General features: G+C 65.1%; 10 protein-coding genes. All 10 read right to left on the reverse strand.

Annotation, left to right across the window (positions count from 1 at the left end; all coding sequences use genetic code 11):
* Positions 1–11: 11 nt before the first annotated feature.
* Entirely contained in the window at positions 12–1,169 is a 1,158-nt protein-coding gene (gene tssG / locus FFI97_RS07460; RefSeq protein ID WP_139706222.1) for a type VI secretion system baseplate subunit TssG, read from the reverse strand.
* Positions 1,166–2,275 (reverse strand): TagK domain-containing protein, encoded by a 1,110-nt coding sequence (locus tag FFI97_RS07465; protein WP_139706220.1) that lies wholly within the window; start codon positions 2,273–2,275, stop codon positions 1,166–1,168. The genes tssG and FFI97_RS07465 overlap by 4 nt, the downstream gene beginning before the upstream one ends.
* Positions 2,272–3,003, reverse strand: coding sequence for a type VI secretion system-associated protein TagF (gene tagF / locus FFI97_RS07470; RefSeq protein ID WP_185993576.1), 732 nt, complete (start codon positions 3,001–3,003; stop codon positions 2,272–2,274). Before tagF ends, FFI97_RS07465 begins: the two co-directional genes overlap by 4 nt.
* 18 nt (positions 3,004–3,021) lie before the next feature.
* Positions 3,022–7,089, reverse strand: coding sequence for a type VI secretion system membrane subunit TssM (gene tssM, locus FFI97_RS07475; RefSeq protein WP_139706216.1), 4,068 nt, complete (start codon positions 7,087–7,089; stop codon positions 3,022–3,024).
* Positions 7,090–7,113: 24 nt separating this feature from the next.
* Positions 7,114–8,478, reverse strand: coding sequence for a type VI secretion system protein TssL, long form (tssL, locus tag FFI97_RS07480; protein ID WP_139706214.1), 1,365 nt, complete (start codon positions 8,476–8,478; stop codon positions 7,114–7,116).
* A gap of 53 nt (positions 8,479–8,531) precedes the next feature.
* The gene (locus tag FFI97_RS07485; protein ID WP_139706212.1) at positions 8,532–9,188 is read right to left on the reverse strand and encodes a hypothetical protein; all 657 of its coding nucleotides are present in this window, start codon (positions 9,186–9,188) and stop codon (positions 8,532–8,534) included.
* A gap of 12 nt (positions 9,189–9,200) precedes the next feature.
* The gene (locus tag FFI97_RS07490; RefSeq protein ID WP_139706210.1) at positions 9,201–10,463 is read right to left on the reverse strand and encodes a sterol desaturase family protein; all 1,263 of its coding nucleotides are present in this window, start codon (positions 10,461–10,463) and stop codon (positions 9,201–9,203) included.
* Entirely contained in the window at positions 10,460–11,815 is a 1,356-nt protein-coding gene (gene tssK / locus FFI97_RS07495) for a type VI secretion system baseplate subunit TssK (RefSeq protein ID WP_139706207.1), read from the reverse strand. Before tssK ends, FFI97_RS07490 begins: the two co-directional genes overlap by 4 nt.
* A gap of 35 nt (positions 11,816–11,850) precedes the next feature.
* On the reverse strand, positions 11,851–12,435 hold the full coding sequence (tssJ, locus tag FFI97_RS07500; RefSeq protein WP_139706206.1) for a type VI secretion system lipoprotein TssJ: 585 nt from the start codon (positions 12,433–12,435) through the stop codon (positions 11,851–11,853).
* 118 nt (positions 12,436–12,553) lie between these two features.
* Positions 12,554–13,039 (reverse strand): Hcp family type VI secretion system effector, encoded by a 486-nt coding sequence (locus tag FFI97_RS07505; RefSeq protein WP_062471480.1) that lies wholly within the window; start codon positions 13,037–13,039, stop codon positions 12,554–12,556.
* Positions 13,040–13,136: the final 97 nt, after the last annotated feature.

Here is a 13,136-nt window from a genome sequence, read left to right on the forward strand (position 1 = left end):
AAGGGAAAAATTCAGCGTGCTGCCGTCGCCTGGCCGTGATGGCGCGAGCCGATGTACGCCTCGGGCTCGAACACCATGCCGACGGTGTAGCCGGGCGTCGAACGCGGCGCATCGACGGCAGGCCGCCCGTCTTCCGCGCTGCCGGAACCGCCGAGCCATGTAGACCACCCGAGCTTCTCGGCATCTTCGAGCCGTGCCGGCGGGGTGCTGTCGTTGCGCACACGCAGTTCCACCTCCCAGACGAATTCGTAGCCGACAAAGCCGCGCACCCATTCGACGAGCAAGCCCAGGTCCTGCCCCTGCGGGGTGAAACGCAGGTACTGCTCCAGGCTCAGCGGGCCGAGCACGAGCCGGAACTTGTTCTGCCGGTCGGCCACGACCTCCCCCGCCATGGCCCCGACGCCCATGATGCTGGAGGTTCGCGCGCGCCCCAGGTGGCTCTGGTCCTCGGGATCGATCCGGATCCAGTGGCGCACGAACTCCTGCAGCTGCACGGGTACGGCGAAAAAGTGCGCCAGCGTGGCGGCCAGCCCGTCGGGGTTGCGGGCTTCGCGGGCCAGGTGGGTCGAGGCCGCCAACCGGGCGTGCGCGGGCAGCACCGAATCGCGGATCTCGAGCGGGTCGTGCCCCGTCAGGCGTGCGATGTAGCGGCTGAACGCCTCGTCCTCCGACCGGTCGAGCCCGGCAGCGGCCTGCCCTTGCGCCCACGCCCGGTACATGTGCGTCAGGTAGCGGTGATGGAACAGGTCGAGAAAGTCCGCGAGGGTGCTGTCGTTGTGGTTTTCCGTGCGGTCCCGCACCAGTTCGGTGTAGTGCAGCGGCAACGGGCCGTTGGGGCCCAGGAGCCCGAGGCCGTACAGGCGCACGACCGGCAGCGTCGGGTTGTTGCCGGACCGCGTCGGCGACGCACCCGGCACCCGGCGCTCCGACTCGCCGGGCAGCACCACGCTGGCGATTTCGCGCGGCGCGAAGGTCAAGGCCGCCGCCTGCCCCAGCCGGAACGGCTCCTGCTGAGGGCGCCTGGCCAAGCCGACGGGGGGATGCTGCAGGTGGGACGCGCCGAAGCGCCTCAACAGGGACAGGAAGCCGAACCTCCACGGCGCACGCCGCAATCGTCCCAGCATGTCTTGAAGCGTCCCGACGGGAGCGGCCTCCGGGGATTTCGTCATGGCTTCCCCTCGCCTTCGTCGCTGCCCACGCGGTGCGACGTTGTCGACCCCAGGTGAAGATGGCTGTCAGGCGACAGGTCGTGGTGCTCTTGCCGTGTCAGGCTGGGCAATGGCGCACGGCTGTCGCGCGCCAGTTCCGGGGCGAACAGCCCCAGCACGTCCTCGGGCACCTCCTGGTCGAGCAAGCCTGATCTCACGAGGGGCTCGAAGTCTTCGATGATCCGGTCGATGCCCTCGCGCGGCAGCAGGATGTCGCGCAGCAACGGGTACGGCTCGGCCTGCCGACGCAAGTCGTCGAGCGTGGGCGCGGCTTCGTTGCCCGATGCCAGCAGGCCCACCCAGTCGACACGCCCCGAGAGTTGAGCGGGATCGCGCACGACGCGGACGAACTCCTCGTGCAGTTCGTCGAGCAGGCTGGCCGGGCGGCCATCGCCACGGGCCGGCGGGCTTGCCGGGCGCGCCGCAGGTCGTGCTTGCGCAGCCACGGGGGCATCACCGAGCAGCCCCGCCAGGACATCGGCAACGGGCGACGGCTGCGCCCCTGCGATGTCGAGAACGCCGAAGGGGTTCGCCAGCACATCCACGTGTTCGTCGCGCTCGCCGCCCTCCGGACGGTCGTTGAAGGCCAGTACACGCAGATCAAAGGGCGACGCGTCGGACGCGGGCGTGTGCGACGCCGCGCCCCGGTCGGCATCGGCGGAAGCGCGCCGGCCAGGCGCCTGCGTGCCCGGCTTCCTCACGTCGGCCGGAGCGTCTTGCTCGACCGTGAAACGCAACAGCCCGAGTTCCAGCGTGTCCCCCGGCGCGACCGGCACGCTCGCTCCTGCGGGCACGCGCTCGCCCCGACACACGCACATCAGCGTGTGGCTGCTGTTCGTCAAACGCCATTCCCCCGCACTCTCGCTCCATGCGATGCGACACAGATTGGCCGCGCGCCATTGCGCTTCGCTCTGACGCTCCCCACACAGCTGGAGCGCATCGGCCATGCCGGCGCCGGAGGGAGGGATCGACAACGCGCCACGCCGTGGCTCGCCGTTGCTGTGCGTGAGTTGCAGGCGCAACGGGGTCTTTTCGGGGTCGCCTTCCCCTGTCTCCATGCGGATCATGGTGCGTCCCCCCACAGCTTCTGCAATCGGTTGGCCGCTCCGATGAAGCGCCCTTGCGCGTCCTGCTGCCAGAACGCCATTTCCGCCCGGGCTCCCTGCAGACGGTTCGGCCAGTCAGCCCATGGCAGAAAGCGAACGCCTTGCAGCGCCGCGGCGGGATCGTCCGGCAGCGCGGGCCCCGCCCCACGTTCGAGCAATGCCTGCATCTGCCTGCGCCGATGCGCGCGGTTGCTCTCGTCCTTCAATGCCGCACGCCCGTCCTGCGATGGTTGCGCGCGCCACAGCGCCCGCACCGTGCGCTCCAGCACGCGCAGATCGGCCGCCCCCTGGGCACAGGCATGACGGGCCACGGCACGCGCAAGCCAGAACTGCCAATCCAGGGGCTCCTGCGCCTGAGCGCCGAAGTGCGCCTGCGTCCAGCGCGGATGCGCCAGTTGATAGACGAGCAACGGGTGATGCCGACCTACCTTGTCGACGGATGGCGCGATCACGCCCAGCACGAAGCGCCGCCGCGCGAACGCCAGCGTCCCGGGCGGAAGCACGAAGGCGACGGGAATCGCCATGGCACGCGCCGTGGCGTCCGCCCCGGCATGGCGGCACTGCTGGGCCAGCCAGGGCATCCACGCGTCCGGCTCCCCGTGGCGGACGCCGCTGCGAACGAAATCCGCATGACCGGGAAGTTTTCCCCAGATGGCGGGCGGGGTGACGTGCCACGCGGCACGCAGCATGCTCCACATCCGCATGGGTCAGGCTGCGCGTCCAGGGCAACGAAAGCCCTTCAGCACATCGCTACCGAGGGGATTCGGCTGACTGCCCGAACTGACATCGATCAACGCCCTGCGGCCGTCGAACGCATATTCCACGCTCAATCGCCCCGGCGTGGCCGTGCTCACGATGCGCCCTTTCTCCAGAAGACGAAACAAGGCCCACGGCCCATGGGCCAGGAAGGTCGACGTCGGGTTCGAAATGCGGGGATTGGCCGTGATCTCCGCCATCGCCCCGCCGCGGGGCCCCGGCCAGTTCACGGCAAAGGCCTGCACCGGGCCATGAACGTAGCGCTGCCCTTGCCCGTCGATGTCGATGACCAGTTCGGTGATGCTGGGCTCGAGCTCGAGCACACGCAGGTCGATTTTCCAGGCCAGCTTCTTGCCGCCTGCGTCGCGGAAGAACAGGTCGCGAATCTGCTGTGCGCGGTAGAAGGCATCGAGACTCGGACCACTCTGGGCCAGAAGCTTGAGCAATTCACCGAGCAAGGTCGGGCCGGAAGTGGCCGGCTTCAGCCCGGCGCCGTTGCCTGCCGCCGCGTCGATGCCGACCATGGCATTGGCCACATTCGGATCCTTGTAGCGCCACGGCCGCACGCTCATGTCGACATAAGGGGCGAGGTGCTTGTTGAAGAACTCGTCCGCAGCCCCGCCTGCAGCGAACACCAGCGAAAAGTCTTCGATGGACGCGTCCTGCGTCACGGCGGCCAGCGGGTATCGCCCTTCCACGCCGCGCTTGCAGGGCTCGCTGACCTGCATCGCCATCAACCCCATGATGCGGTCGAGCTGCAGTTGAGCCTGGCTGCGCAGGATGCCGGTGGAGCCGAGCATCACTTTGTCGCCACCGCTGGCGGCCAGCGCCGTCAGCACCTCACGAAAGGGCGCCGGCAATTTGCCGGCCTCCAGCTTCAAACGGGCGCCGACCTCGGCGCCACCAGGAGGCAGGCTTCCGGCTGTGAGCGCCGTGTCTGCCACGACCAGCAAGGTGTAGAACTCGTTCAGCAGGCCAGAGATGTTTTCGAGCCCCGGCTTGCCCGCAGCGGCACCGGCGCTGGTCACGCCAATGTCCGCCTGCCCCGTGACGACCTCGCGCAGTGCGGCGAAGCGGTTGTCGACGATCTGCTTTTCAAGCCGCTCCTCGGCCCGGATACCGAGGTTCCGGCCGATGGCGTTGGTCTGCTTGTTCAGTTCGTCGGTGGCCTTGTCGAGGAAGCCTTTTTCCTCCTGCGTGCGAACCACCAGCGGGCGCGACAAGGTGGTCTCGCGGGCTGCCGCTCGCGCCAACCGTGCCAGCGGAGAGTCCGGCGCGGCAAGCTGCCGCAGCACGCTCAGATCGAAGCCCAAGCTTGTTCCCGTGGTGTCGCTGCCGCTCACGGTGCGGATCGATTCGAGAAAAGACTCCCAGTGCTGGGCGTACTCCGCCAAATACTGGCGCCGGATGTCATCGAGCAGCGGATCGTTGCGCAGCTTTCGGGCCGCTTCATCGAGCAGCGCTGGTGTTTTCATTTGCGTGGCCAAGGTCGCGCCGCCCTGCGCGCCGCGCCCCATGACCCATGCATCGTCATCGAGGGCCCGCACCACGAATTCTGGCAAACGCTTGTTGAAGACCTCGTGGTAGCCGTCATAGGTGAACAGGCCCGCCACCCCTTTTTCCAGGGGCAATCCGCCTGCGCGGGAAAACACGGTCCCGGCTTGGGGTCCGACCGCGCGCACCAGCGTGAACTCCTGGGGCGCCTCGGACAGCATGGCGGCCTTGGCGCGCTCATAGACGCGCTGACTCGAGGTATTGCTGTCCAGGAAGTTCTGTACCGCGCGCACCAGCGCCTCGTTGGGCAGCGATGCGGACTGCACCGGTCGGGCACCGGAGAACAGTGCCGTGACATGCCCCACCATCGATGCCCGGCCGCCAAAGGCGGCAGCGCTGTCGGCCCTCTCCCAGTCTTTCAGCACCCAGTTGCGTACATCCTGCGCTCCGCCCTGCATGTAGCGCTCCTTGTCGTGCAGCAGCTTGTAGACACGCAAGACCTCGTACGCGGTCTTGGCATCGCCGTCGTTCATGCTCTGCTTCAGCACGCTCTCCATCCGCTGCAGGACGGAGGGAAGCAGGGTGTGATCCTGCAGTTGGGCGTAGGTATCGCTGGCCGCCTCCAGCACCGGAGGCACCGTGTAAAGGCCGTAGAGAAAGCTGCCGGGCGGGTTGTCGATGTCGAGGCCCGAATAGCCCGGCAACTCGCGCGCCCCGCTGAGCACGTCCGGAACCCCTGCAGGCTTGAAATCGGCGAACAGCTGGCGTACCTGCACTGTGAGCGCCTCGGCGCGCTGGCCCACGGCGCTCAGGTACTGGCGGTTGTTGCCGAAGCTCAGGGCCAGCGCGCCGGCAAGCCACAGGAAGATCACCACGGCCAGCGCATGCCCGGTGAGACGCAGCAACCGGAAGCGGAACTCCCAGCGCAGATTGGGGCGCACCAGATGCGCCTCGGGAATGATCACCTTGGTCAGCAGGTCCTGCAGAAAGAACCCTTGCTGCCCCCGCATGGTCGAGGCCATTCTTCCCGGTGGCTTGCCTCCCTCTTCGTTGCCAGCCGCAGATGCGCCGCCCGCACCCAAGCCCAGACTGCGCTGCAGACGCTGAAACAGCGTGCCGGCATCGGCAGGCATTTCCAGATCGGCCTGGGCGCCGCTCGTGAAATAGACACCACGCAGCGTGTCGTGCAGCTGGGTTCCGTCGAAACGCGACGCCAGGAACATCTCGTCGAGCATCGGCACCAGGAGCGCCGACATGCCGGCCAGTTCCTGGGGCAACGCGAACAGGCGCTTCCTGCGGTCGACGTCGAATTCCTCGTTCAATCGGGCGCGCAAACCCGCCGCCAGGCGGTCCTTGAGCAACGCCAGCTCCGCCTCGATCTGGGCGCGCAGCGGCTCACGGTCGCGCACTGCCGCGCGCGAGCTCTGGATGCCGTGGAACGGCAGCGTGAAGCCCCAGGTCTGGGTGCGGCCTTCACTGGTGAGGGATTGGAAGTACTCGCTGAAGCCCCGCAGCAGATCGATCTTCGTCACGATCACGTAGACCGGGAAGCGGATGCCGAGCTCCTGGCGCAGATCAGCCAACCGGTCTCGCACCATGCTTGCATGCTCTGCGCGTTCCATCTCGGACATCGTGAGCAGCTCGGCCGCATTGAGCGCGACGATGACGCCGTTGAGCGGCGCGCGCGTGCGGTGCTTGCGCAACAGCCCCAGAAATCCCCGCCACTCGATGGGGTCCGAGACCGGGTTGCTTTCCTGCGTGGTGTAGCGGCCGGCCGTGTCGATCAACACGGCCTCGTTCGAGAACCACCAGTCGCTGTTCAGCGTGCCGCCTTCCGACCTGAGCACCATGCTTCTGGACGCGTGCCCCATCTGGCGCGCCAAGGGAAACTGCAGTCCGGCGTTCAGGAGCGCCGTCGTCTTGCCTGCGCCCGGACTGCCGACGATCATGTACCACGGCAGTTCGTAGAGGTAGCGCTTGCCCTCCAGGATCCGGCGAAGCCCGCCGCGTCCACGCAAGCCCTTCAGCTGGGCCAGGGCGCGGGTGACCGTGGCGGTGACTGTCTTGAGCTCCTCTTTCGCGCTGTCGTCCTTGTCGGCATCCTGGCCAAAACGCAGGAACTTCGCGAGCAAATCGTCGTTGTTGCGCAAGGCCTGCCAGAGACGGTAGAGCCAGTACACCGCGTACATCACAAGGATGGCGCAGATGACCATGGTGCGCACCCAGAGCGGCGCCAATGGCTTCGCCGCCCCGATGGCCAGCAGAGGCCCTGCATGCCATACAAGCAGGCAGAGCGCTGCCACGCCCAACAGGCTGTAGGGGCCCGACACCATCCAGAGGAGACCGAGCACCAGCAGCATGACGATGAAGGTCACGCGCACCCCGACCGAGGCGAAGGGGCGAAGCCCATCCACCGCGAGCAGCGGGCCGATGAACCAGATCGCGAGGGCCAGCAGCACCATCGCGAGGAAGGCCAGCATCTGTCGAGAAAACAGGAAGGCCAGGAACTGTTTGAGATATTGCATGAGTGATGGATTCCTGCCTTGCGTCTAGCGCGGGGCGACGGCTGGCTGCTTCACCGGACCCGCGCTGGCGTTGGCGCTAACGCCAGTGCCCTGCGTGACCATGATGTCGACGCGCCGGTTGCGGGCACGTCCCGCAGCGGTGGTGCTGTCTGCGATGGGAACCGTGGCGCCGCGCCCCTCGGTCTGGATGCGCGACGGCACGACGCCCTTGCCCGTCAGCACTTCGGCCACGGCCTGTGCCCGCTTCTCGCTCAGGACCTGGTTGTCGGGAAACTCGCGCGTGCGAATCGGCTGGTTGTCCGAATGGCCGGTGATCTGAACCGTGCCGGAGACCTGGTTGATCTCGTCAGCCACCTTCGCCAGCACGGGAAGAATCCGTGCACTGAGGCGCGCCTGACCGGGGACGAACATCTCGTCCCCCTTGAAGGTGACGATGCTGCGGCGCTCGTCTTCGTCCACGCTCACCGTCTCTCGCTCGATTTCGCTCGCCAGCAATTCCTTCAGGCGCAGCGGCTTGACGGGAGGCGCCGGCGGGGGACGCAGCCGGCCGATGGCGGCAATGCGCTGCTGCAGATCAGCGCTCGACTGCAACAGCTGGTACTTGTACCAGGCAAACAGGCCGAACAGGATCAGCGTCAGCACCGAGCCGGTCACCCACACCGGCACACTGCGCAGCAAGCGAAACTTGCCAGCCCCCACACCCTTCCAATGCGGCGACAGGTCGCTCGGGACATCGCCGCGCGCGTTGCCCAGCAAAGAGAACAGCCGATGACGGACCGTTTCAAGCTGCCGGCGCCCGTTCGCCGCGGTGCTGAAGCGCCCCTCGAAACCCAGCCCGAGAATCTGGTACAGCACTTCGAGCAGATCCACGTGCTCTTGCGGGCTCGCGGCGAGGCGACCGACGAGAAGGAAGAACTTGTCACCGCCCTTGGTATCACCGTGAAATTTCGCGGCCAGCTGTTGGCCAGCCCAGATACCGGCCTCTCCGCCCTGCCCGCCGCCCCAAGGCGTGCTGTTGGCCGCTTCGTCGAGCGCGGTGCACAGCGCATAGCTCGCGGCCACCACATGTTCGTGCCGGACCTGCGCAGTGGTGCAGATGGATTGGAAAGCGGCCACCTCGCGCTCGAGCAACTGATGGAACAACGACACGCCGTCGCTTTCCAGCGCAGCGGGCATGTCTGCCAGGGCCCGCAGCAAGGGCTGGGCCGCCTCCAGCAAAGGATTCTGAGCCGCGGCGACCGCGGTCAGGCGCTCCTGCGTCGAGGACTCGGACACCAGATGCGCGACATCGGCCGACTCGCCGAACAGTTCTCCATCGTCGGATCCGTCGCCTGGGGCGGTTCCGCCGCCTCCCGCGGGCGCCTCGTTGAATTCTTCTTTGTAGAGCATTGGAGCGTTGGAAAAATGAACGGGCCGAGCCCGATGAAAAAAACGAAGACTGCTCAGGCCTCGCACTCGGAGCTGTCGTTGACGATCTGCTCGAAGCTGCTGTTCTGGATGTGACTGGTCTTCATGCGGCAATCGACCATCCGCCACACGCCGGAGCCCTGCGAGTTGTCGATCAGGACGGTGGCCGCCAGCGGTGTCCCGCGCCGGCGCTGGCGGCCGATGGCGAAGGTCATGTGGTCGAACCGGCAGTCGTCGATGGTCAGACGGGTGCCGGCCACCAGTACTTCGCCGCGACCTGTGCAATTGCGAAAGGTGACCTCCCCCATGCACCCCACGCCTTCGTGCGCCGCGGGTGCAGAGCTTCCGCCGTCAAAGCTGCACGCCTGGAACAGGACGCCGGTGCTTCCATCGCCCCCACAGACGATCGAACGCCCAGCCGAACTGCATTGGGTGAAGCTCACATCGGTCATCACGCCGAAATCGTGATGGGGTGCCAGAAACCGGCAGTCGATGAACTTGCAGCCCGACATCGATGCCAGCTTGATGTTGCCGTCCCCTGCGAAGTCGCATCCGACAAAAGTCAGGTTCTTCCAGGACACGCCGACGAAGGCACCCGAGGCCATGTGCGCACCGACGATGGTCATCGCGGCCGAGCTGCCGTCGAGCAATCGGATGTACTCTTTCTGGAGGCTGGTGATGGGTGTGGTCATTTGCGCCTCCGATCAACGGTTCTCTCTGTGCTCGACGCCGTGCGCATCGACCCACCGCCCCGACCATCGGATCGGATGCAGTTGCTGCGCCCAGAACCCTCGCGGGACGTAGTCGCCGACGACCCCGTAGCCATCCGGCCAGATCTTGTTCTTGTCGGCTTTGACCGCCGTACCGAACAGGTAGTCCCAGAACGCAAAGTGCGCGGCATAGCATCGGTCCAGGCCTTCCGCGTCTCGGCTGTGATGCCAATGGTGAAAGTTCGGTGTCACGATGAGATAGCGCAGGGGCCCCAGCCGCACCGATGCGTTGGTGTGGTTGAACACGGCCTGCACGCCCGCAATCAAGACGTAGACGTTGATCACGCTCTGTGAAAAGCCAAGCAAGAACGCTGGCGCCAGGATGACTACCGTCGAGATCACCGTTTCCACGCCATGGGTCCGGCTTCCGGAGATCCAGTCCATATGCTCGGCGCTGTGATGGATCGAGTGCAGTCGCCATCCGATGGCGGTCTCGTGATAGAAGCGATGCAGCCAGTACCGTCCGAAGTCGGTGATCAGCAAAAGCAGCAGCAGTGCGTAGCCGAACGGCAGCTGCCGCACCCAGCCGCGCAACGTGCCTTGTGCGGCGGGATTGAGATCGGCAAGTGCACCGCTCACGCCGTACAAGACGGCATAGACGAGAAACAACGTCACGCCAATGAGCAAGTGGCCTGTGACGAAGTACATAAAGTCGGTCTGCCAGACTTTCCTGAAAACGGGCATTTCGGGCTTCGGGGGCCGAAGCTTTTCGATCGTGGTGAAAAGCAGGGTCGTCGCCAGCAAATCGAAGATCAACCAGTCAACCCCTAGATAGGGAACAACGGCCAACTGCCCCGCAACAGGAAGCCAGCCATTGCCCGTTGCACTGACGCCCAACTTCGACCCCACAACGGCCACGGCCAACCAGAGCAATGCCCATGCAGACAGGCGTCGAACCCGTCCGAAGACAACGTTGAACAACGCCAAGGTTCCGCACAATGCCATCGCGCCCAGCAACACGATTCGCATCACATCGAAGCTCAGGTACTCACGCACCTTGGGCGTGCTGAGGAAATCCGGAAACTGGAACAACAACACGCCCAGCATGCTGAAGTTGGCCAGCACCAGTGCGATCATTCCGCTCACCATCCCCTTGCCCGATCGCAAAGGCCCATGCGACAGTGCGAGCTCGGCGCCCTTCTTGATCTCGTAGAGGACCCCTTCGTACAAACGGGTCGGGAATTTCAGGGGATTCATTTTTCCCTCACTCCCCAAAGCTCCATGCGCAACCCCGGAAACTCGCCCGCGACATGCAGCGCCAGCCCACCGTGCTTGACCATGTGCTCCCACAACGGACCGCGAGGGTCGATCTGGAAGTAGACAAAGCCTGCATTGAAGGGAATCTGACGCGGCGGAACGGGCAAGGTCTGCAGCGGTATGCCCGGCAGATGGGACCGAATGAGCTCGGTCAACCTGTCGCTCGGCCCCACCTTGCAGCGGGCGGGAAACTGGCTCGCCAACTGTTCCGGCGGTGTGTGCGCCGCGACCGCAAACACCAGGCTGGAGAAGCCCTGCAACTCCGCGGGCTCGACGCTCGCAACACGCACACCATTGGGTCTTGACGCCAAGGGGATGCTCTGGGCGCTTCGCACGAGCACGTCGTTCAGCAAGGCCTGCACATCCCCGATCAACTCCCTGAAGGAGAGGTACGGGTCGAGGTGTTGATAGGCAGGATGCGGTTGCGGGCGACGGGTGGTTCCGCGAACGAAGGTGGCCAACTCTCCGCTCAACGTGCGCAACGCGGTGTAGAGCATCTCTGGAGAGGTCTCACGCACCCGAAGCCAGTGCTCGAGCATGGGCTCGTAGCGGTTGAGGATCTGCAGCAGCAGGAAGTCGGACACTTCGGCAGCTTCGCTGGACTTGCCGTCGTTGCCACTCAGTCGGGCGGCCAAGGATTGCGCGCGCAGCTTGCACAAACCGTGCAGATTGGTGATCCAGTCCGCCAGCAAGGGGCTTGCGCCATAGCCTGCCACCGGTGGAATCAGGTGCGGGTCGACGGCGATGCTTCCGTCCGAGCGCAGCACCGTCACCTTCGCGAGCGGCAAGCCGATCCAGGCGTCCGTCAGTTCGCGTTGCGGCAGGAGACGCAGGCGCAGACGGGACAGTTGAACGGTCTTTGCACCCTGTCCGATCGAGTTGGCATCGCGCAGCTCCGCATCGAACACCGAAAACCGGGCCAATGACGACGCTGAGATGCCGGCGTCATCGAACGTCGTTTCTTCTCCATTGGGCGTCCGGATCGGCACCGCCAGGTGAATGACCTGCTCCAGATGCTCCGGCAAGATCGTGAGCGGCGCTGGCGGCAGCGTCTGGCCTGGTGCATCGAAGGGCGTGCCATCCGAGAAGATCCCGGCCGCGCTGGCCAGCACCAGCTTGCCCAGTGAGAGCGACTCCGCATCGATGCTGTAGTGGTTGAACCCCCAGTAAAAGGGAGTCAACGAGGCGGCACGCTTGTGCGCCAGGTGTTCGAGGTAGCGCTCCTGCTGTTGAAACAGCTGCGGACGCAGGAAGAGCCCTTCGCTCCAGGCGACTTTGTTGTACCAGCTCATGGATTCGATCGTTGTGCTTTCGGGCCGCAGACGTGCTACTTGATGGGTGTCAGCTGGATGCCCTTGCCTTGAAGGGCGATCTCCAGCTTGACCTTGTTGGCGGGGATGACGGTGCGATACCAGGCGGCCTCGGGGGCAGGATCGACTTTCTGCACAAGGCGCCACTCGCTTTGTGCAAGCTCTCGATAGCCGGCGATCACGCCGATCGCGGCGAGCTCGGGGTGCGACATGCGCCGGATCTTCTTGACCTCTCCGGGTCGCAGGATGAACTCATCGCGCACCAGAAGGTCGGCCCCCATCACGGTCTTGTCGCTGTTGTGCAGCGAGAAGTAATCGGCCGACTCGAAGGTTGCCTCCGACTTGAGCTCGTAGATGCGGACCATGATGGGTGCCGCCCTCCCCTTGTCGTCGGGGTTGACACCGGCCTCCGCAGTGACCGTGATATCGAGCTTGGTTTGCTCTCTTGGGTGTGAGAACTGCGCATATGCCGGCGAAGGCCCTGCCAACGCAACTGCCAATGCAAAGCCCCACAGGCATGGAAACCCGAGACGCGACATCCACCTGGACAGCCCGCGTCGGGACGCAACACTCCGGCACAGCCCTGGCATGTCGAGATTCATGTGGGAATCAAACTGAAAAAAGAATGCAAAAGAACCGACTTCGATTCGCGCCTCCTCAACCACCTTGCGCGAACCGAAGTCGAAAAGCCCCGGACGGATCCGGGGCGAAGCGAAGGCTTCAGGACTCCTTGTTGCCCTTGATGTCGTAGCCCGCAGTGACGGCACCACCGCTGCCGCCTTGCGCGTTCTGCACGGAGTACTCCTGCTTGATCTTGGAGAAGGAAAGGCGCACGCGCTCCTTGACACGCATCTCGTCCGAGTTCGAGCCGAAGGGTTGGATCGAGGTGATGATCACGTCGGAGAAGGTGAACTTCAGGTACTCCAGCGGATTGCCGCCGGCCTTGCGAACCGTGAGCTTGGCCTCCTGCACGTGCTTGCCGGTCAGGCAGTACTTCATGAGGTTGGGACTCGAACGGTCGATGTAGTGGTCGAACTCGAGGTCTTCGACCGTCGCCTTGCCTGCGCCGCCGCCCGAGCCGGCGTGCATGGTGGATTCCTGGAAGGCTTTCCAGTTGAAGGCCAGAACCTCGATCTCGTTCTTGTGGTCCGAATCCTGCGATTCGCCTTCGATGCCGTTGATCTTCAGAAAAATGTCTTGTGACATGAAAAAACTCCCTGTGTTTGAATTTGTCGGTAAATGACGAATGCACGAGCGCTCTTGATGGCGCGTCCTTGGAAATGCCGTGGCGTCTGCGCGCCAC

The sequence above is a fragment of the Variovorax sp. KBS0712 genome, assembly GCF_006323185.2.
Classification (GTDB): domain Bacteria; phylum Pseudomonadota; class Gammaproteobacteria; order Burkholderiales; family Burkholderiaceae_C; genus Variovorax; species Variovorax boronicumulans.